19 protein-coding genes and 6 tRNA genes are annotated in these 18,010 nt (G+C 71.5%); 8 read left to right on the top strand and 17 right to left on the bottom strand.

The features are described from left to right. Window positions 1–23: 23 nt before the first annotated feature. The 6 genes from ACFXOA_RS19065 to ACFXOA_RS19090 all read right to left on the bottom strand — a co-directional run bounded on the left by ACFXOA_RS19065 (window position 24) and on the right by ACFXOA_RS19090 (window position 4,565). Window positions 24–614 carry a hypothetical protein gene (locus ACFXOA_RS19065; protein ID WP_385029387.1) on the bottom strand — a complete coding sequence of 197 codons (591 nt, stop codon included), beginning with the start codon at window positions 612–614 and terminating at the stop codon, window positions 24–26. 6 nt (window positions 615–620) lie between these two features. Beyond that, on the bottom strand, window positions 621–1,481 hold the full coding sequence (locus ACFXOA_RS19070) for a carbohydrate ABC transporter permease (protein ID WP_385029390.1): 861 nt from the start codon (window positions 1,479–1,481) through the stop codon (window positions 621–623). Continuing rightward, the gene (locus ACFXOA_RS19075) at window positions 1,478–2,470 is read right to left on the bottom strand and encodes a sugar ABC transporter permease (protein ID WP_362554059.1); all 993 of its coding nucleotides are present in this window, start codon (window positions 2,468–2,470) and stop codon (window positions 1,478–1,480) included. The genes ACFXOA_RS19070 and ACFXOA_RS19075 overlap by 4 nt, the downstream gene beginning before the upstream one ends. Before the next feature lie 10 nt (window positions 2,471–2,480). Continuing rightward, the gene (locus ACFXOA_RS19080; RefSeq protein ID WP_385029393.1) at window positions 2,481–3,767 is read right to left on the bottom strand and encodes an ABC transporter substrate-binding protein; all 1,287 of its coding nucleotides are present in this window, start codon (window positions 3,765–3,767) and stop codon (window positions 2,481–2,483) included. Between the two features lie 201 nt (window positions 3,768–3,968). Beyond that, window positions 3,969–4,040 (bottom strand) — tRNA-Val (locus ACFXOA_RS19085). Between the two features lie 69 nt (window positions 4,041–4,109). Continuing rightward, window positions 4,110–4,565 carry a TIGR02611 family protein gene (locus tag ACFXOA_RS19090; RefSeq protein WP_385029396.1) on the bottom strand — a complete coding sequence of 152 codons (456 nt, stop codon included), beginning with the start codon at window positions 4,563–4,565 and terminating at the stop codon, window positions 4,110–4,112. 190 nt (window positions 4,566–4,755) lie between these two features. Here ACFXOA_RS19090 and ACFXOA_RS19095 point away from each other — a divergent pair, with 190 nt between their 5' ends. After that, on the top strand, window positions 4,756–5,169 hold the full coding sequence (locus ACFXOA_RS19095; protein WP_003959770.1) for an SsgA family sporulation/cell division regulator: 414 nt from the start codon (window positions 4,756–4,758) through the stop codon (window positions 5,167–5,169). Window positions 5,170–5,483: 314 nt separating this feature from the next. Further along, window positions 5,484–6,041: a CGNR zinc finger domain-containing protein gene (locus ACFXOA_RS19100; protein WP_385029399.1), complete on the top strand. Its 558-nt coding sequence runs from the start codon at window positions 5,484–5,486 to the stop codon at window positions 6,039–6,041. 71 nt (window positions 6,042–6,112) lie between these two features. Here ACFXOA_RS19100 and ACFXOA_RS19105 read toward each other — a convergent pair whose 3' ends face one another. The 3 genes from ACFXOA_RS19105 to ACFXOA_RS19115 all read right to left on the bottom strand — a co-directional run bounded on the left by ACFXOA_RS19105 (window position 6,113) and on the right by ACFXOA_RS19115 (window position 8,440). Next, window positions 6,113–6,268, bottom strand: a complete 156-nt coding sequence (locus ACFXOA_RS19105) for a hypothetical protein (protein WP_018515251.1) — start codon at window positions 6,266–6,268, stop codon at window positions 6,113–6,115. A gap of 399 nt (window positions 6,269–6,667) precedes the next feature. After that, complete coding sequence (locus ACFXOA_RS19110; protein ID WP_385029402.1) at window positions 6,668–7,687, bottom strand: LacI family DNA-binding transcriptional regulator; 1,020 nt, start codon at window positions 7,685–7,687, stop codon at window positions 6,668–6,670. Between the two features lie 294 nt (window positions 7,688–7,981). Then, window positions 7,982–8,440, bottom strand: a complete 459-nt coding sequence (locus ACFXOA_RS19115; RefSeq protein ID WP_385029405.1) for a hypothetical protein — start codon at window positions 8,438–8,440, stop codon at window positions 7,982–7,984. A 156-nt stretch (window positions 8,441–8,596) separates the two neighbouring features. Between ACFXOA_RS19115 and ACFXOA_RS19120 the strand changes: the two genes are divergently transcribed. Further along, a complete protein-coding gene (locus ACFXOA_RS19120) occupies window positions 8,597–9,112 on the top strand; it encodes a DsbA family protein (protein WP_385029408.1) in 516 nt (171 codons plus the stop codon). 36 nt (window positions 9,113–9,148) lie between these two features. On the opposite strand, the gene ACFXOA_RS19125 is transcribed toward ACFXOA_RS19120, so the two are convergent. The 3 genes from ACFXOA_RS19125 to ACFXOA_RS19135 form a co-directional block, all read right to left on the bottom strand. Further along, window positions 9,149–9,985 carry a GNAT family N-acetyltransferase gene (locus tag ACFXOA_RS19125; protein ID WP_385029411.1) on the bottom strand — a complete coding sequence of 279 codons (837 nt, stop codon included), beginning with the start codon at window positions 9,983–9,985 and terminating at the stop codon, window positions 9,149–9,151. A gap of 70 nt (window positions 9,986–10,055) precedes the next feature. Continuing rightward, window positions 10,056–10,877 (bottom strand): aminotransferase class IV, encoded by an 822-nt coding sequence (locus ACFXOA_RS19130; protein ID WP_385029414.1) that lies wholly within the window; start codon window positions 10,875–10,877, stop codon window positions 10,056–10,058. Next, window positions 10,874–11,929 carry a chorismate-binding protein gene (locus ACFXOA_RS19135; RefSeq protein WP_385029417.1) on the bottom strand — a complete coding sequence of 352 codons (1,056 nt, stop codon included), beginning with the start codon at window positions 11,927–11,929 and terminating at the stop codon, window positions 10,874–10,876. Before ACFXOA_RS19135 ends, ACFXOA_RS19130 begins: the two co-directional genes overlap by 4 nt. Window positions 11,930–12,073: 144 nt before the next feature. Between ACFXOA_RS19135 and ACFXOA_RS19140 the strand changes: the two genes are divergently transcribed. The 5 genes from ACFXOA_RS19140 (at window position 12,074) to ACFXOA_RS19160 (ending at window position 12,519) form a co-directional block, all read left to right on the top strand. Continuing rightward, window positions 12,074–12,146, top strand: a tRNA-Gly gene (locus ACFXOA_RS19140). A gap of 37 nt (window positions 12,147–12,183) precedes the next feature. Then, window positions 12,184–12,257 (top strand) — tRNA-Cys (locus tag ACFXOA_RS19145). A gap of 1 nt (window position 12,258) precedes the next feature. Beyond that, window positions 12,259–12,330, top strand: a tRNA-Val gene (locus tag ACFXOA_RS19150). Window positions 12,331–12,349: 19 nt separating this feature from the next. Continuing rightward, window positions 12,350–12,421: transfer RNA gene (locus ACFXOA_RS19155), tRNA-Val, on the top strand. A 23-nt stretch (window positions 12,422–12,444) separates the two neighbouring features. Then, a tRNA-Val gene (locus tag ACFXOA_RS19160) sits at window positions 12,445–12,519 on the top strand. A 166-nt stretch (window positions 12,520–12,685) separates the two neighbouring features. On the opposite strand, the gene ACFXOA_RS19165 is transcribed toward ACFXOA_RS19160, so the two are convergent. The 5 genes from ACFXOA_RS19165 to ACFXOA_RS19185 all read right to left on the bottom strand — a co-directional run bounded on the left by ACFXOA_RS19165 (window position 12,686) and on the right by ACFXOA_RS19185 (window position 17,872). Next, a complete protein-coding gene (locus ACFXOA_RS19165) occupies window positions 12,686–14,035 on the bottom strand; it encodes an OFA family MFS transporter (protein ID WP_385029420.1) in 1,350 nt (449 codons plus the stop codon). Window positions 14,036–14,368: 333 nt separating this feature from the next. After that, window positions 14,369–14,656: a zf-TFIIB domain-containing protein gene (locus tag ACFXOA_RS19170; protein ID WP_356880760.1), complete on the bottom strand. Its 288-nt coding sequence runs from the start codon at window positions 14,654–14,656 to the stop codon at window positions 14,369–14,371. 62 nt (window positions 14,657–14,718) lie between these two features. Next, the gene (locus ACFXOA_RS19175; RefSeq protein ID WP_385029423.1) at window positions 14,719–15,681 is read right to left on the bottom strand and encodes a phosphotransferase family protein; all 963 of its coding nucleotides are present in this window, start codon (window positions 15,679–15,681) and stop codon (window positions 14,719–14,721) included. A gap of 326 nt (window positions 15,682–16,007) precedes the next feature. Beyond that, on the bottom strand, window positions 16,008–16,214 hold the full coding sequence (locus ACFXOA_RS19180; protein WP_385029426.1) for a hypothetical protein: 207 nt from the start codon (window positions 16,212–16,214) through the stop codon (window positions 16,008–16,010). 356 nt (window positions 16,215–16,570) lie between these two features. Next, window positions 16,571–17,872 (bottom strand): alpha/beta fold hydrolase, encoded by a 1,302-nt coding sequence (locus tag ACFXOA_RS19185; RefSeq protein ID WP_385029428.1) that lies wholly within the window; start codon window positions 17,870–17,872, stop codon window positions 16,571–16,573. Window positions 17,873–18,010 lie beyond the last annotated feature (138 nt).

An 18,010-nucleotide genomic window follows, 5' to 3' on the forward strand; every position in this document is an offset into this window, starting at 1 on the left:
GGAACGGGTCGGCGGGGAAGGGGTCAGCGCGAGATCTCGCGCTGCCGCACCGCCGTGGCCGCGGCTGCGACGGCCCCGAGAACGGGGGCGGCCAGCGGCAGCACGAGGGCGCCGGACAGCACGACGACGGCCATCCCGCAGACGAGCAGCAGGGATCCCGCCGGGTCGCGGACAGTGGTACGGCCGGACTCGGCCAGCAGCGCCCGCCAGTGGGCACCGGGCCCCCAGCAGGAGGCCGCGCGCACCACGGCGACCAGGAGGCCGATCATCGCGACGATGCCCACGGCACCCACGAGCGGGCCACCTGGCAGCCCCGCCCGGACGGCCGCCAGGTCGAGCACGAGGAGTGCGGCGGCGGCCCAGACGGACGCGCCGACGAGCCATCCGCCGCGTGCGGCCTCCCGGGCGTCGGCCGCGAACTCACGCAGGCCTCCGCGCTCCCCGGCGAGGTAGCGGCGCAGGTGACGGACGCCCGCGGCGAAGGCCGCGGGGAAGGTGAGCAGGGGCAGCGAGGCGACGGCGATCCAGACGCCGACGAGCAGGCATTCGGAGAACAGGGCGAAGCGGTCCATCACACGTGAACGCCTGGCCTGGGTACGGGACTTCGTCGCCATCGCGGGTCAGCCCTTCAGCCCTGAGGTGGCCATGCCGTCGATCAGGTAGCGCTGGAAGGCCACGAAGAAGGCCAGCACCGGGAGCAGGGCGACCAGCGACATGGCGATCATGCCGCCGTAGTCCGCCACCGCGTCCTGGTCGATGAACATCTTCAGCCCCATGGAGACCGTGTACTTGCCCGGCTCGTTGAGGTAGAGCAGCGGGCCCATGAAGTCGTTCCAGGCGTTGATGAAGGTGAAGATGGCGCTGGTGACGAGCGCGGGCCGGCAGAGCGGCATGACGACGGACCAGTAGGTCCGCAGGTGCCCGCAGCCGTCCAGTCGCGCGGCCTCGTCGAGTTCCTTGGGCAGTCCGCGCATGAACTGCACCATCAGGAAGACGAAGAAGGCGTCCGTGGCGAGGTACTTGCCGATGAGCAGCGGGGTGAAGGTGTTGATCAGCTCCAGCTTCTGGAACAGCACGTACTGCGGGATGATCAGCACGTGGTACGGCAGCAGCAGGGTGCCGATCATGACGGCGAACATGATGTTGCGTCCGGCGAAGCGCACCTTCGCGAAGGCGTACGCGGTGAGCGAGCAGGACAGCACCACGCCGATCACCGAACCGACGGCTATGTACGTCGAGTTCAGGAAGAACGTGGAGATCGGGATGTCCGCGATGCCCTCGGTGAGCCGGGTGTAGTTGTCCCCGATCGGGTCGGCGGGGAACAGGTCCAGGCCGCCGATGATCTCGGAACTGGGCTTGAAGGAGGCCCCGATCGTCCACACCACCGGATAGAGGACCACCACGAGGACGGCCAGCGCACCGACGTGCCAGGCGATCGCGCCGGCGCCGCGGCGCCGCAGACCTGCTGTCAGGAGACTCATCGGCCGCCCTCCTCGTAGTGCACCCAGCGCTTCTGGGACCAGAACAGCACCGCGGTGACCAGGCCCACGGCGAGCAGCAGGAGCCAGCCCATGGCGGAGGCGAAGCCCATGCGGCTGTTCACGAAGCCTTGTTCGTACAGGTAACAGGTGTAGACGAGCGTCGCGTCGGCCGGCCCGCAGCTGCCGTTCGAGACGATGTAGGCGGAGCCGAAGATCTGGAAGGAGTGGATGGTCTCCAGCAGGACGTTGAAGAACAGCACCGGCGAGATCATCGGCAGGGTGATGTGGAAGAACCGGCGCCACGCCCCGGCCCCGTCCACCTCGGCCGCCTCGTACAGCTCACGCGGGACCTGCTTGAGGCCCGCGAGGAAGATGACCATCGGAGCGCCGAACTGCCAGACGGTCAGGGCGATCAGCGCGTAGATGATCATGCCCGGGTCGCCGATCCAGCCGCCGACCTCGATGCCGAAGACCTTCTGGGTACGGTCGACCAGCGCGTCGTCCGAGAAGAGCGCGCGCCACACGATGGCGGCCGACACGCTCGCGCCGATCAGCGAGGGCGCGTAGAAGGCAGCCCGGTAGAACGACTGCCCCCACCGCTTCTGGGCGAGCAGCATGGCAACGGCGAGTGCGGCGGCCAGCTTGATCGGGGTACCGATCAGCACGTACCAGGAGGTGACCTTGACCGACTGGCGCCAGCGGGGGTCGGCGAACATGTCGGTGAAGTTCTGCAGGCCGATCCAGCGGGGTGCCTCGAACAGGTTGTACTCGGTGAACGACAGATAGAGCGAGAAGACCATCGGGCCGGCGATCAGGAACAGGAAGCCCGCGATCCAGGGCGACATGAACAGGTAGCCGGAGAGGTTCTCCCGCCGGTCCCGCCGCTTCCCGGCGGCGGGGGGCGCGTTTCCTCCGGGACCGTTCCGCTTGGTGACGGAACGGTCGTCCCCGGTGGCGAGCGCACCCGGGGAGGTCTGGATGTGAGTCACCACGGTCCTCTCAGTTCGCGGCGAGGGCGGTCTTCGCCTCGGAGAAGAACTGCTTCACGGCGTCCTTCGGCGAGGCCTTGCCCAGGGACAGGTCGCCGCCGATGCGCAGGAACGCCGCCTCGATGACGTCGGCGCCGGCCGGGTGCGGGGTGATGGTCTCCAGCACGCCCGCGTCGGCGATCTCGGTCTCGTACGCCCCGATGGCCTTGCTGGGGGCGTCGGTGGGCTCGTAGGCCTCGAACTGGGCGGTGGTGGCGGGCACCCCGCGGTCGTAGCCCATGATCCGGGCGACCTCGGGGTCGTGGGTCATGAAGCTGATGAAGGTCGCCACCTCGGCAGGGTGCTTGGTACGGGCCGTGCCGCTGAGCATCAGCGAGCCCAGGTACTGGCCGGTCTTCTTGCCGTCGGTGCTGGGAATGGGGGCGAGGCCGTAGCTGCTCTTGCCCTCGGCGCTGTAGCGGACGGAGAAGTTGTCCCAGGTGAACTCGCCGGCGGAGAGGCCCTTCGCGGTCGCCGACGCCGGCTTGATCTGCTCGACCTTCTTCTGGTCGGCGTAGACGCCGGACCTGACCCGGGCGAGCGCCTCGGTCCAGTAGGGCAGCAGCTCCGCCTCGCCGAATCCCATGCCGTCCTCGGTGAAGAACGCCTTTCCGTTCTGCCGGAGTATCAGGTCGTACAGGTACATCACCCCGTGCGGCCCCGCGTCGCCGGCGATGCCCTGGCCCTTCCGGATCTTCTGCAGTCCGGCGTACCAGTCGTCCCAGGTCCAGCCGAGCTCGGGGGTGATACCGGCCTTGTCCCAGACCTTCTCGTCGATGACCAGGGCCATGGAGTTGCTGCCGACCGGCACGCCGAGGGTCTTGCCGTCGATCTCGGCGAACTTCTCGAGACCGGCACGGAAGCCGCTGAGATCGAGGTTGCCCTTGTCCGCCTGCGGCTTGAGGTCGAGGAGGACGTTCTTCGCCTCGTACTTGCGCAGGAAGGTGACCGCGTTCTGGATCACGTCCGGGGGGTTCCCGCCGGCTGCCTGGGTGTTGAACTTCTTCCAGAAGTCGGCGTACTGCTGGAAGTCGGTCTTCACCTTGATCTTCGGGTGCTTCTTCTCGAAGAGGTCGACGCACTGCTGGACCTTCTTGGCCCGGTCGTCCGCGCCCCACCACGAGTGCCGGATCGTGACCGGACCTCCGGAACCGCTGCCACCGGAGCCGCAGCCCGCCGCGGTCAGCCCGAGACCGGCCGCCGAGAGGCCGGCCAGCTTCAGCAGCTGCCGCCTGTCCATGCCGTTGTTCCGAGACATAGCTCGCCCCCACCGTTCTCATTGAATCGTTTTAGAAAGCGCTTGCCGGGTCAAAGTAGGGAGCCGCGCGGGGCACGTCAACGGTTAGGGCGAAATTTCGGTGGTGTGACGACGGGCCGAACAAGCGGGAGCGGCGGCCACAGGGCGGAAACGCCGATGGCCCGGAAGCTTCTGTGAAGCTTCCGGGCCATCGGTCCGGGGTGGGCGATACTGGGTTCGAACCAGTGACCTCTTCGGTGTGAACGAAGCGCTCTCCCACTGAGCTAATCGCCCCGGCGCACGGCATACATTACCCCATGTCAGGGGTGCCTCCGGACCACGCGCCACCGGACCGCCACGGGGTCACCGATCGATCTTCCACGGCATCACGACGCCGAACTTCCAGACGTAGATCCCCACCAGCACGGCGACGATCACCAGCCCCACCACGGTGAGGACGATGTTGCGCCGGCGGACCTTGGGGTCGAGCGCCCGCTGGGCGGCATCGGTGACCTTGCGCCGGGTCCAGCGGAGCACCAGCTGCGCCCAGACGAACTCGGTCGCCCAGATCGCCATGCCGCCGAAGATCACCAGCCAGCCGGGGCCGGGGAGCGGAAGCATCACGATGCCCGCCCCGACCACGGCGAGGCCGACGACGAAGATCCCGACCTGCCAGCTCAGGTGCAGGACCCTCGACTCCCGGATGAATCCGGGCGCCCGCGAACCGAGCCCGCGTCCCGTACCGCCCTCGTCCCCCGCCGCGGACCCCGAAGCCACCGAAACGGCGACCTCGCTCCGCTCGTCACTCTCCGCGTTCATGCATCCCAACCTACCGGAGTCGCGAGCGTCACCGGAATGGACGAATGACCCAAAGTTACACCCCGCTGTACGAGGGACCTGAAGCATCACAAATAGGTCAGAGGGGTTTACAACGCCACCGTAGGTGGCATGTCGATTTCGCCGACGTGCGAATCCCCGAGCGCACACTGAGCGAAAGGCCCTGGCGCTTATGAACACCACGGTCAGCTGCGAGCTGCACCTGCGCCTCGTTGTGTCGAGCGAGTCCTCACTGCCTGTACCCGCGGGCCTGCGGTATGACACGGCCGATCCCTATGCCGTGCACGCCACCTTCCACACCGGAGCGGAGGAGACGGTCGAATGGGTTTTCGCCCGTGACCTCCTCGCCGAAGGGCTGCACCGGCCCACCGGCACCGGAGACGTCCGCGTCTGGCCATCCCGGAGTCACGGCCAAGGCGTCGTCTGCATCGCACTGAGCTCCCCGGAGGGAGAAGCCCTGCTGGAAGCGCCGGCACGGGCCCTGGAGTCGTTCCTGAAGAGGACCGACGCCGCGGTCCCGCCCGGCACCGAGCATCGTCACTTCGACCTCGATACGGAGCTCTCACACATCCTGGCCGAGAGCTGAGCCAGGCCGAGAGCTGCGGGACGCCGTCCGACTCGGGGAGACGGCGTCGCGCGGACAACCTCATAGGGCAGGCACCGGCGCCGTCGCCGCGGAACCCACCGCGGCGGCGGCGCCGGGGTGTGCGCCTGCCGGGAGGCCGCTGGAGGCCCCGCGGGGACCCAGGGCGCCCTGGGTCGCCCCCGGGGGTCGTCCGGGACCGACGAGTCCGGTGCACGGCCCTCCGGGACCCGCACCGGCCCCCGGGAGCGGCCCGGGAGCCAGTAGAGTCTGCCCGCAACGGCGGAGCCCGTCCGCCGGAGGCCAGGGAGCGAAGCGTGCTGATCCCACACGACACCCGGATCGCCCTCGAAACGGTGGTCGATCTGGTGAACACGTCACCCGAGAGCGCCGCGGGTGACGGGCTGGCGGACCTCTCCGCGCTGTACGACTTCGCGGAGCGCCACCACATCAGCGGTGTGGGGACCCTCGACGACAAGGACCTGCGGGCCGTGCACGACGTCCGGAGCCGGTTCGCCGGGATATTCGCGGCCCCCGACGCCCGCACCGCGGCGGGGCTCGTGAACAGCCTGGTGGCCGATGCCGGCACCACCCCTCAGCTCACCGATCACGACGGCTACGACTGGCACGTCCACTACTTCGCACCGGACGCGTCCGTCGCGGACCACCTGGCGGCGGACTGCGGCATGGCGCTGGCCTTCATCGTGGTGGCGGGCGAGCAGGAACGGCTGCGCCGCTGCGAGGCCCCGGACTGCCGGGACGCCTTCGTCGATCTGTCGCGCAACCGTTCGCGCAGGTACTGCTCGAGCCGCACCTGCGGGAACCGGCTCCACGTCGCCGCGTACCGGGCCCGGCGCCGGGAAGCCGCGGGCTGACGTCCCGCCGCGTGGACCGTCGGGAGGAGGGCGGCCCGGGGGCGGGGCGGCCGACGGGTGACGGCGTCGGCTCACAGCAGGAACAGGTCGTGCAGTGCCGCCATGAGCAGCAGGCTTCCGACCACCGTCAAGAAGATCATCAGCGGTGGCTGGGACAGCGCGAAGAGGCAGCCACGCGGCTCCTCGGCAGGGGGTGCGGGGGCCTCGCCCCGTGATGTGTCCACCATCTCGCAGCGATCATGACGCAGTGCGGCGCCTCCGGGTGATCAACTGAGCTTTTTGCAGGGGCGGTTCACCCGCCCCGGAGGATCTGATTCGCTCCCCCGTCCGAGCGTCCGGGCAGACGTTCGCCGGCGGGCACCGCCCAGTGCCTCTCCGGCGCGTCGGGGCCGGGGCAGGCGGCGCCTCGCCGGCGCGGGCCGACGGGCGGTCGGGGCCGGGTCAGTCCGCCTGCGGACGGAGGGGGCGGAGGCACTCAGGCCCGCCGCCCGACGGCCGTGAGGCCCCGCCGACCGCGCGACCTCGCCCACCGCGGCGACAAGCCGCCAGGACCCGCGTCCGCTGCATGATCCGCCGGACGGCCCGCGGCTGCCCCCGGCCGCCGTACCGGCTCCGCCGGCCCTGGCTCAGCGCTGCGCGGCGCTGGAGGCGCGCACCACGAGTTCCGGCTGGAGCACCGCGCTCCGGTGCCGATGGGCCCCCTTCCGGTCGCCCGCCTCCTCCAGCAGGAGTTCTGCGGCCATCCTGCCCATGGTCACGGCGGGCTGGCGCACCGATGTGAGCGGCACGGCGGCCGCGGCGGCGAACTCGATGTCGTCGTAGCCGACGATGGCGACGTCCTGCGGCACCCGCACCCCCGCCGCGTACAGGGACTGCAGGACGCCGAGCGCGAGCAGGTCGTTGGCGCAGAACACGGCCGTCGGCCTGGGTACGAGGCCGAGCAGCCGGGCTCCCGCGTCGCGGCCGGCGGCCACGTCCAGCCGTTCGGACGGGATCTCGACGAGGGCCTCGGGGCCGAGGCCGCCCTCGGCGAGCGCCGCGAGGGCTCCCTCCCGCCGGTCCCTGATCTGGTGGAGGTCTCCCGGCCCGCTCACATAGGCGACCGAGCGGTGACCGGCCGAGACCAGATGGCCGACCGCGAGCATCCCTCCGCGCACGTCGTCCACCGAGACCGCGCAGGTGTCACCGGACGAGGCCACCCGGTCGACCAGCACGTAGGGGATCCGGTGACGGGCGAAGGCGTCGAGGTTTCCGCCGCTGGCGTCCGCCGGCGTGACCAGGACGCCGCAGACCCGCTGCTCGGCGAAGAGTCCCAGGTACTCGGCCTCCTCCTCCGGGCTCTGGCCGCTGTTGCAGACCATCACACCGAGTCCGGCCTCCCGGGCCGCTCGCTCGGCGCCCCTGGCGATGTCGACGAAGAAGGGGTTGCCCATGTCGAGCACGAGCAGCGCCATGATGCGGCTTCGGCCGGCCCTGAGCTGGCGGGCGGACTCGCTGCGCACGTAGCCGAGCTCCTCGATCGCCGCCAGTACGCGGGCGCGGGTGTCGGGGAGCACCGCCTCGGGCCGGTTGATCACGTTGGAGACCGTCCCCACGGAGACTCCGGCCTGCCGGGCCACGTCCTTGATCCCTGCCACACGCCCCACTTGTCCTGCCCCACTGACGCCGCGGCGCCGCGCGTCGGCGCCGGCCCTCGCACGGGGACACGGCGCCGTCACGTCGCCCCCGCTGCTCGCGATCGGACCGGCCTGCCGATCACACACGGTTTGAAATGATTCAATCCGGTCGGACGCTAACCTCGCGACCGCTCCACGTCAAGATCGAGGCCGACACGTCCGTCGAATATACCGAGCCAACGGTGGCCAAGCCCATCAGCGGGCCCGAGGGCATGAATCGATTCACATCCCGAGTGGCCCACGGCTCCGGGGTCGGGGTCCTCGTCAGATCCCGTGCTTCCTGAGGATCGCCTCGATGTCACTGAAGTCGTCGCCCGGCGCGGCCGCCTGCCGCGGCTTCTTCTCCGCCGGCTCCCCCGCCCGCGGGGCCGCCGCACCCGTGGTCAGCGACGGCGAGGAGGCGGACGGGGCGACCGCGCCACCCTGCCCGGCCGCCCGAGCGGCCTTGCGCTCCTTTCGGGTGGAACCCCGGCGGCGTTCGACGCTGCGCGTGATCATGAACAACAGCCAGGCCGCCCCGAGCAGCCCGAACCCGATCCAGACGCTCGGCTTGAAGGCGATGTCCGAGACCCACTCGACGACACCGGTCATCACCAGGCCCACCGGCACCAGCGAGTAGGCGGCGATCCGCGTCGCCGTGAGGAACCGCTTGCGGTACGCGGTGATCGCGGCGATCCCCAGCCCTGCCGCCGACACCGCGGAACAGATGGTCTCGGCAAGCATCGGAGCCTCCAGGGGTCGGAACGACGTCACTTCCATCCTGCACCGGACCCACCGGGAGGGGCCACGGTACGAGAGCACATCAGGGACATCTCAGGGCTCGGCTCCTCCCCGGGTCCCGATGGGGACGCGCGGGTCCCGCCCTGGAAGACTGGCGCCATGAGCGACTCCTCCTCCCCCGCGCCGGTCGTCCTCGACCTCTGGTGCGACCTCCAGTGCCCCGACTGCCACCAGGCCCTGACCGACGTCCGCGCCCTGCGCGCACGCTACGGCGACCGGCTGGAGATCCGGCTGCGCCATTTCCCGCTGGAGAAGAACCGGCACGCGTACGCCGCGGCGCAGGCGGCCGAGGAGGCCGCCGAACAGGGCCGGGCCTGGCCCTACGCCGAGGCCCTGCTGGCGCGCACCGCCGACCTCGCCCGCGGCGGCGAGCCGGTACTGCTGGAAGTGGCCGGTGAACTGGGCCTGGACGCGGAGGAGTTCGATACGGCGCTGATCGACGGCCGTCATCTGCTGATCGTGGACGCCGACCAGGCGGAGGGCAAGGCGATCGGCGTCACCGGGACGCCCAGCTATGTGATCGGCGACGAGAGGCTGGACGGCGGGAAGAGCCAGGAAGGGCTGCGAGGCCGCATCGAGGAGATCGCGGACCGCCTGCTCGCCGATCGGAGCTGACCGGCTCCCACGACGGCTCCAGGGCCCTCGGGCGCCTCAGAGGGGCTTGGCCAGGTTGTACTGCGTGACCTCGTAGCCGAGCGACTCGTACAGCCGGAGCGCGGGCGTGTTGTCGGCGAACACGTGCAGGCCGAGCACGCCGAGGCCCGCGTCGAGCGTGACGTCCTCCGCGAGGTGCATCAGGGCACGGCCGTGACCGCTCCCCCGGTGCTCCTCGCGCACCTCGACGTCGAAGACATGGCCGCGATCGGCCCCGTCGGGCATCCGGCGCCGCGCCACCCAGACGTGCCCCACGGCCGTGTCCTCGTGCACGAGGACACGGAAGTACATCCCGGGGGTGGCCAGCCCCTCCGGGAGGCTCGTGGCATGGTCGGTCTCGGACTTGCGCCGGGCCTGCTCCTCCGGGACACCGCGCTCCACCCAGTTCCGTGCGTACGCGTCCACGGCGGTGGCCGACCACCCGGCGAACTCCGCCTCCGTCATGGGGCGTCCGGCGGCTCCTTCCGGCAGCGCGGGCGCCGTGCGGCGGAGGGTCTTCACCATGTTGCGGCTCTGCTCGGTGTAGCCGAGCACGGCGGCGAGCGACCGCGCCGCGGCGTTGTCCGCCGGGACCACCAGGCGCACCCGGGTGCAGCCCCAGCCGCGCAGGACCTCCTCCGCCGCCAGCGCGGCGATGGTCCCCCGGCCTCGCCTGCGGCGGGACTCCTCGATGCCCAGCGCCTGGATCACCCCCGCCGAAGGGCCGAAGGCCGGGTCGGTGGAGACGCGGACCGAGCCCACGGCGCGCCCGTTGTCGCACACGTCGTAGGTGCGGGAGCGGGAGCCGTCGGCGCTCTGCTGGACCGGCCCGGACGGCCGGATCGTCGTGGTCATCAGGGATTTGTACCCCCTGGGCGGCGGGCCGTCATCCCCTTTCGGCGATCGCGGCCCGCTCCTGCGGCTCCTACGGGTCGAGATCGTCGGCCGCACGCTCGTCGAAGATCCGCATGGCCTTGGCCGTGACGGGGCCGGGGACGTCCGCCAGCTGCCTCCCGTCCACCCGGTGCACGGCCTGGACGTCACGGAGAGTCGAGGTCAGGAAGATCTCCTCGGCCTGCTCCAGCACCTCCAGGGGAAGATCCGTCTCCTGGGCGCCGGTCCACTCGACGGCCAGCGCGCGGGTGATCCCGGCGAGACATCCCGAGCTCACCGGTGGGGTGTGGATCCGGCCGTCCAGCACGACGAAGACGTTGGAGCCGGTTCCCTCGCAGAGCCGGCCCACCGTGTTGGGGAAGATCGCCTCCGACGCGCCCCGCTCATGGGCTCGGGCCAGGGCGACGACGTTCTCGGCGTACGAGGTGGTCTTGAGGCCGGTGACCGCGCCGCGTTCGTTGCGCGTCCAGGGGACGGTGACCACCGCGGTGGTGTCGGGGCGGCGCGCCGTCTCCCCCAGTGCCACGACGAGGCTGGGCCCGGAGTCGCCGCGGTCCGACCCCAGCGGCGAGAGACCGCCGGTGAAGGTGATCCGCATCCGGCCGAGCTCCATGGGGTTGGCCTCGGCGACGGCCCCGACCGCGCGCCGGACCTCGTCGTGGTCCGGGTCCCCCAGGCCGAGCCCTCTCGCCGAACGGGTCAGCCGGTCGAGGTGCCGGGTGAGGGCGAACGGCCGTCCCGAAGCGACCCGGACGGTCTCGAAGACGCCGTCCCCCACGGTGAGCCCGTGGTCCAGTACGGACAGCCGGGCGTCGTCCGCGTCGCGCAGCGCGCCGTTGACCCAGATCCTCATGACGCGGTCCTTCCTCTTTCCTCGTGTGCGCCCGACGCTACCGCGAGCAGCCGGGAAGCCTTGAGTTCGGTCTCCGCCCATTCGCGCTCCGGTTCGGACCCCCAGGTGATCCCGGCGCCCGTCCCGAAGCGCAGCACGGGAACCGGGCCGGTGCGGTCGATCCAGAAGGTCCGTATACCGACTGCCAGTTCGGCGGTGCCGCGGTCGGCGTCCACCCAGCCGACGGCGCCGCAGTAGGGCCCGCGCGGTGCCGTCTCCAGGGCCTCGATGATCGTCAGGGCACTCGACTTGGGCGCGCCGGTCACCGAGCCGGGCGGGAAGGCCGCGGTCAGCAGTCCGGGCCATCCCTCGCCGCCGGTGAGCCGTCCGCGGACGGTGGAGACGAGATGGACGAGCCCGGGGTGCTTCTCCACGGCGCAGAGATCGGGAACGCTCACGCTCCCGGGCTCGCAGACGCGGCCGAGGTCGTTGCGGACGAGGTCCACGATCATGACGTTCTCGGCGTGGTCCTTCTCCAGGAGGTCGTCCTCGGTGCGCCCGGTGCCCTTGATCGGTCCGGATTCGACGGTGCGGCCGTCGCGGGAGAGGAAGAGCTCGGGCGAGGCGGTGGCGATCTCCACGCCGCGCTCCGGGAGCCGGATCGTGCCGGCGTACGGCGCCGGGTTCCCCCGGGCGAGCAGAGCGGTGAGGGCGTCCACGTCCGCGTCGGGCACGGGCAGCGGCGCCGTGAGGACGCGGCAGAGGTTGGCCTGGTAGACCTCCCCGGCCGCGATGTGTTCACGGATCCGCCGGACACCCGCCGTGTAGGCGTCCTTGTCGAGCGAGGACGTCCACGCCGTCGGAGCCGGCCCGGACCAGGCTCCGGGCACGGGGAGCGGGACCTCCTCCCGCCTTACGGAGTCGAAGCGGGCGCAGACCGGAGCGCCGCCTTCGAAATCGGCGCAGACGGCCCAGAATCCCGCTGATTCAAGGGCCGCGGGGTCGTTGGTGACATCGCGCAGACCGGTGGCGACAAGGCCACCGAAGCGGGCGAGGGGGGTGAGGTGGCGCACGCGACCGAGTCTAGGACGGCCCCTGGTGACCTGCGGCGGGCGACGGTGACGCAGCACGCTGCGCAAACGCGTTTTTGTGCTGGCCCGGGAATCCGCTAGAGTTCAACACGTCGCCGGGACGCGCAAGCGGACCGGGAAAGACAAGCGGACGTAGCTCAGTTGGTAGAGCGCAACCTTGCCAAGGTTGAGGTCGCCAGTTCGAACCTGGTCGTCCGCTCGCAGAAGGTGGGGGATCTTCCCGAACCCCCACCCCTGGTGGAGTGGCCGAGAGGCGAGGCAACGGCCTGCAAAGCCGTCTACACGGGTTCAAATCCCGTCTCCACCTCCAAGGACGATTAGCTCAGCGGGAGAGCACTTCCCTGACACGGAAGGGGTCACTGGTTCAATCCCAGTATCGTCCACCGATCCGCAAGGATCCCCGCGCGATTAGCTCAGCGGGAGAGCGCTTCCCTGACACGGAAGAGGTCACTGGTTCAATCCCAGTATCGCGCACGCAGTACACACAGGGTCACCCTGCGCGATTAGCTCAGCGGGAGAGCGCTTCCCTGACACGGAAGAGGTCACTGGTTCAATCCCAGTATCGCGCACCAGCCGAAACCCCCGGTCGTTCACACGACCGGGGGTTTCGTCGTCGGTGGGGCCTGTCGTCGGGTGACGGCTCAGCCGGTGAAGAGCTGGGTGGCCTTGCGGGCGAGTTCGTAGAGCCCGTAGGCGAAGGGCACGACCACCCACAGCCAGACGAACACCATGAGCGGCTTACGACTGCTGGTGGACACGGGGGCTCTCCTCCGGGGTCTCGTGGAAGCGGGTGTGGACCGGGCGGATGCATTCGTTCGCGACGAAGCCGACGACCAGCAGCCCGATCATGATCGTCAGGGAGGTCGTGTAGAGGCTGGGACCGCTGTGTCCGGCACGCTCCCCGGCGTCCGCCACCCGGTTCACGATCAGCGGGCCGAGGACTCCTGCCGTGGACCAGGCGGTCAGGAGCCGGCCGTGGATGGCTCCGACCTGGTACGTGCCGAAGAGGTCACGCAGGTAGGCGGGAGCGGTCGCGAACCCGCCGCCGTAGAAGGACAGGATGACCAGCGCACAGCAGATGAAGAGTGGTTTGGAGTCGTTGCCCAGCTGAGCGATGACCACGTACATCAGCGCGCCGACGCCGAGGTAGACCCGGTACATGTTCTTGCGGCCGATCAGGTCCGAGGTCGATGACCACAGGAGCCGGCCCCCCATGTTGGCCAGGGAGAGAAGGGCGACGAAGCCGGCGGCCGCGGAGACCGTGACCGGGGTCGAGGTGTCGGCGAAGAAGTCCTGGATCATGGGCACGGCCTTCTCCAGGATGCCGATGCCCGCGGTGACGTTCATGCAGAGGACGACCCACAGGCACCAGAACTGCGGTGTGCGCAGGGCGTTGCGGGCCGAGACCTGGGCGTCGGTGACGAGCCTGCGGGTCTCCTGCTTCGGTTCCCAGCCTGCGGGGAGCCAGCCCTCGGGCGGCACCCGCACCAGGAGGACGCCGAGAGTCATGAAGGCGGCGTAGACGAGACCGTGGACGAGGAACGCGCCCGCTATGCCGCTCCGGTCGGTTCCGAAGCTCTCCAGCATCCCGGTGGACCAGGGTGAGGCTATGAGCGCGCCGCCGCCGAAGCCCATGATGGCGATTCCGGTCGCCATGCCGGGGCGGTCGGGGAACCACTTGATGAGCGTGGACACCGGTGAGATGTAGCCGATTCCGAGGCCTATTCCGCCGATGAAGCCGTAGCCGAGGACCACGAGCCAGTACTGGCCGGTCGCGGCGCCGAGCGAGGAGACCAGGAATCCGGAGGAGAAGCAGACGAGCGAGACGAACATCGCCCAGCGCGGGCCGTTGCGTTCGACGAGCGTGCCGCCGAACGCGGCCGAGAGGCCGAGCATGACGATGCCCAGCTGGAAGGGGAGGGCACTCGCGGTTCCGGAGAGGCCGAGGGCCGATTCGAGCGGTGGCTTGAACACGCTCCAGGCGTAGGCCTGTCCGATGGAGAGGTGCACGGCGAGCGCGGCGGGCGGTACGAGCCAGCGGCTCCACCCCGGGGGCGCGACAGTTCGGGACCTGTCGAGGAAGTTCATGATCCGCACTTTAGGCATGGGTCATGACCATGACTAGTGCCTCGCGGGGCGCGGTTCGCGCGAAAGGGCGACCTCCGGTGCGTGCTCCCGGCATGCGGGGGCGGACGCCCCCTTCCGGGTGCGCCCGGGGATTGCGCCCGGCGGGGCGCGCGTGCGTGCCGGCTCCCTGCCCGGGGCTGCGGTGCCCGCGGGGAGCCGCGTGCCGGGAGTCGTGACGCGCGGACGCCGCCCGCAGCGGCACCGCGGTGTGCGCCGAAGCCCGTGGACCGCCGGCGTCGCGGGTCCGGGCGCCGGGCCCGGACCCGTCCGCGGGCGTACCCACGGCCAGCCGGGTCAGGAGCTGAAGAGCATCCGGCCGAAGCTCTTCTGACGGTGGTGATGACCGCCGTAGTGACCGCCCTGGTGCGGTGCTCCCCACGCGGGGGCCGGTGCCGCGGGGTAGGCCTGCGGGGCCGGCGGCGGGGGCGGGGCCTGCTGAGCCCACTGCGACTCCAGCCGGGTCAGGGACTCCAGCTCGCCGTAGTCGAGGAATATCCCCCGGCAGCCGCTGCACTGCTCGATCTGGACACCGTTGCGGTTGTATGTGTGCATCTGGGCATGACACTTGGGGCACTGGATCACGGTCGGCTCCTCAGGTCGTGGCGACGTCGCCGGAAAGCATGCCCGGCGGCGGTCGCTTCACCCTACGACGCGCCTTCGGACACCAACTCGGGCGGGAGGGAGGCGATACGGGCGCATGCGTCGATCATCAGCTGTTCCACCTCGTCCGGACCGCGCTCCTCCGCCGCCGACTTGGCAAGGGCGAGGGCGGCGGTCTGCACCGTGAGCGCCCGTGCCGGGACGTCCAGTTCGGGCCACGGGTCTCCCTCGGGCCGTACGGCCGGGCCGCCGGCCGCACGATAGGCGTCGAGGAAGCGCAGCCAGATCTCCGCGGGGAGGATCCCCGCCGCGTACCACGCGGCCGGGCGTGCGAGGTCCCAGGCCGGGTCGCCCGCCCCCGCGTCGTCGATGTCGATCAGCAGCCAGGCGCCGTCCTGCTCCGGATGGCGCACGAGTTGCCCGAGGTGGAGGTCGCCGTGGCAGAGGTGTCCTCCCCGGCCCGCCGGGGCCGGCTCCTCGGCGCGCGCCCAGCCGGGCAGCGCGTGCCACGCCGCGACCACGGGGGCGGTACGGGTGTCGCGGGGGCGCGCCACCCGCATCCGGTCGACGGCGCGCGCCGCCTTGAGCGGCCCGCGCATGGGCGGCAGGGAGCCGTGCGGCCTGGTGCGGTGCAGCCGGGCCAGCAGGACGGCCGTCTCCTCCCAGGGGGCGGCGTCGGGGTCCGAGGGGTCGACGGGAGCGCCGTACGGCCAGAGGGTCACCGGCCTGTCCAGGACCATCCGGTACGGGCCGCCGGTGGTGGGAAGGGGGGCGAGGAGGACTCCCCTCAGCGCGGGGGACGCCGCCAGGGAGAGCCTGGCCCTCAGGCCGGTGGTGCCGGTGTCCCTCGCGTGGGCCTTGGCGACGATCCGGCCGCTGCGCACCACGGTGCCGTCCGGACGGTCGGCGAGCACCTGGGGCGGCGCGCACGCGCAGTCCCCGGTGTCCGGGTGGGCGCTGTCGTGCGCGAGGTCGCCGAGCGCGCGGACGACGGCGTCGGTGGTCATCGGCTCGGCTCCCGGGCAGCGGTGATCGTACGGCCCTCCATGACTGGCCCCAGCGGTGATCGTACGCGGGACCTCGCGGGCGGCGGGTGAGGACGCCGCCCTCACGTCGGCGGCGCTCCGGCCCCTGCCACGGAGAAGAGCCCGGCGCCGGGAGGGTCCGCCGCGCTCCGGCCGGACCGCGGTGAGGAAAGGGGACCGGAAAGCGCGATGTCCGGCCAGCTCCCCAGCTGGCCGGACAAACGCTGCCGTCCGCCGCACCCCCGTCCCCACGGGGCTGTTGGCCGGATGTCCCGGTCCGGACCGCTCTTCCGGACCCGGGGCGCCGCTCAGCGCCCCATCATCACGCCCACGGACGACGCCTGGGTGACCACTGCGTCCCAGCCGCCGAAGACGACGACCAGCAGGGCCGCCAGGGGAAGCACCATGGCCGTCGCCACCAGCGGGTGACGCGTGCCGGACGGGCGTACGCCGAGGGCGGTGTACGCCTTGCGTCCTCCCGTACGGAGCGTGGTCCGCGCGGCCGTGTCCGCCATGGTTCCTCTCCTGACCTGTTCCGGAGCGGCGGGCGTCTGGCCTCGGGGGACGAGTTCACCGCCCGCCGCTGGCTCAAGACTAGGGACGGGGGAACCGGCGGGCGTCATGCCCGCGTACCGAATGGCGGGCCTCCCGGAGGATGAGCCGGCGCGGTGCGGCGTACTCCCCTGGGTGGAGAAGCCGTGCGCCGGCAGGTCCTGTCCCCCGGGTCGTGTCTTCGAAGTGCCGTCGGCCGGGCGGCGCCACCTTGAAGACGGGGCCTACCGTTCCGGCCGGACGTGGCCTGCCCTGGGCGGCGGAGGAAAGCGCCCCCGTCCGCGAGGTGCGGACGGGGGCGGGCGGTGGGGTCAACCGGTCAGCGCTTCTCAGCCGCCATGGCGAGCAGCCGGTCGAAGACGGCGGCGTCGGCCCGGACACCGTCGTGGGCGTGATCGGCGCTCACCCAGGTGCGCAGCCCTCGGACGGCGTCGGCGGTGGCCAGGGAGTGCTCACGGTCGACGTACATGTCGTCGTGGTAGACGGCCGCGACCACCGGTACCTCGTTGGCGGCCAGCCGGTCGAGGTCGTAGAGCGCGGGCCAGTCCGTGCGCATGGCGAGGACCTCGGCCGCGCCCCGCAGCGGGACGAGGGAGGGGTCCTCCTCGAACTGCCAGGGGTAGACCATCTCCCCGGTGAAGCGGAGGGGTCCGCCGGTCCCGGCGTCGAAGGCGGGGAACTCCTCCCGCACGCGGTGGGCGGACCAGGCGGTGGACCGGCCGCCCTGGGCGTAGATGGGTTCGTGGAGGGCCGCGTAGAGCGGGCGTTCGGCGAAGGAAACCGCGGCGTCGACTCCGCGCAGGAAGGTGTCCGTCAGCTCGGGGCCCGCCGCCCCGTCGGTGAACGCCGTCTCCAGGAGGTAGTGGAGCGAGTCGAACTTCGCCGAGGTGCCGAAGGTGATGCCGAGCGTCTGGAAGCGGCGCACGCTGAGCCGCTCTCCGGTCGGCATCCTCACGTCGTGCGCCTCCAGGTGGGCGGCGACGGCGTCGGCGAGTGCCTGGTCGGCCGGGTAGCGGTCGAAGTAGCGCTCGTTGTGGGCGAGGGTACGGGCGTAGGCGGCACGGTAGACGTCGTCGGCGTGGCCGGTGAGTGTCGGCAGGCCGCCGGTGATGTAGGCCTGGGACAGGCCCTCGGGGGCGAGGCTGAGATAGGTGAGCGTGGCGAAGCCGCCGAAGCTCTGCCCGAGTACGCTCCACGGCCGTTCGCCCTGGAAGTACCGGCGCAGCAGTTCCGCGTCGCGAACGATCGAGTCGGCGCGGAAGTGGCCGAGGAAGCCGGCCGCCGCCCGGTGGTCGGTGCCGAAGCGGGCGAGGGTCGTCCGGTCGGCGGGGGTGGAGCGTCCGGTGCCGCGCTGGTCCATGAGGACGACCCGGTGGTCCACGAGCGCGCGGCGGAGCCAGGCGCCGGAGGCGTTCGGCCGTTCCGCCCGGCCGCCGGGGCCTCCCTGCAGCCAGAGCAGCCTGGGCAGGTTCTCGTGTTCCCGTCCCTCGGCCACGACTTCGCGGGCGAACAGGCTGATGGCCGGGGAGCCGGGGTCGCCGTGGTCGAGCGGGACGTCGATGGTGTGGTCGGTGCAGACCAGGCCGCCGTGGCGGTAGGAGACGGGCTGGGGCGTGGGCATGGGCGCTCCTTGTCGCGGGGAGGGGGCCCGGGGGGGGCCGGGGCCCCGGGGCGCGCGCCGCCGGGGGGGGGGGGGCGGGGGGGCGGGGCGGCGCCCCCGCCCCCCCCCCGGGGGCGGCCAAAGCCGCGCCCCCCCCCC

The organism is Streptomyces sp. NPDC059166 (genome assembly GCF_042755185.1).
Lineage (GTDB): Bacteria > Actinomycetota > Actinomycetes > Streptomycetales > Streptomycetaceae > Streptomyces.

Bases quoted from the DNA above. Each gene is read 5' to 3' on its own strand.
- ACFXOA_RS19065 (WP_385029387.1), bottom strand. From the start codon at position 614: ATGGCGACGAAGTCCCGTACCCAGGCCAGGCGTTCACGTGTGATGGAC.
- ACFXOA_RS19070 (WP_385029390.1), bottom strand. From the start codon at position 1,481: ATGAGTCTCCTGACAGCAGGTCTGCGGCGCCGCGGCGCCGGCGCGATC.
- ACFXOA_RS19080 (WP_385029393.1), bottom strand. From the start codon at position 3,767: ATGTCTCGGAACAACGGCATGGACAGGCGGCAGCTGCTGAAGCTGGCC.
- ACFXOA_RS19090 (WP_385029396.1), bottom strand. From the start codon at position 4,565: ATGAACGCGGAGAGTGACGAGCGGAGCGAGGTCGCCGTTTCGGTGGCT.
- ACFXOA_RS19095 (WP_003959770.1), top strand. From the start codon at position 4,756: ATGAACACCACGGTCAGCTGCGAGCTGCACCTGCGCCTCGTTGTGTCG.
- ACFXOA_RS19105 (WP_018515251.1), bottom strand. From the start codon at position 6,268: ATGGTGGACACATCACGGGGCGAGGCCCCCGCACCCCCTGCCGAGGAG.
- ACFXOA_RS19115 (WP_385029405.1), bottom strand. From the start codon at position 8,440: ATGCTTGCCGAGACCATCTGTTCCGCGGTGTCGGCGGCAGGGCTGGGG.
- ACFXOA_RS19120 (WP_385029408.1), top strand. From the start codon at position 8,597: ATGAGCGACTCCTCCTCCCCCGCGCCGGTCGTCCTCGACCTCTGGTGC.
- ACFXOA_RS19125 (WP_385029411.1), bottom strand. From the start codon at position 9,985: ATGACCACGACGATCCGGCCGTCCGGGCCGGTCCAGCAGAGCGCCGAC.
- ACFXOA_RS19130 (WP_385029414.1), bottom strand. From the start codon at position 10,877: ATGAGGATCTGGGTCAACGGCGCGCTGCGCGACGCGGACGACGCCCGG.
- ACFXOA_RS19165 (WP_385029420.1), bottom strand. From the start codon at position 14,035: ATGAACTTCCTCGACAGGTCCCGAACTGTCGCGCCCCCGGGGTGGAGC.
- ACFXOA_RS19175 (WP_385029423.1), bottom strand. From the start codon at position 15,681: ATGACCACCGACGCCGTCGTCCGCGCGCTCGGCGACCTCGCGCACGAC.
- ACFXOA_RS19180 (WP_385029426.1), bottom strand. From the start codon at position 16,214: ATGGCGGACACGGCCGCGCGGACCACGCTCCGTACGGGAGGACGCAAG.
- ACFXOA_RS19185 (WP_385029428.1), bottom strand. From the start codon at position 17,872: ATGCCCACGCCCCAGCCCGTCTCCTACCGCCACGGCGGCCTGGTCTGC.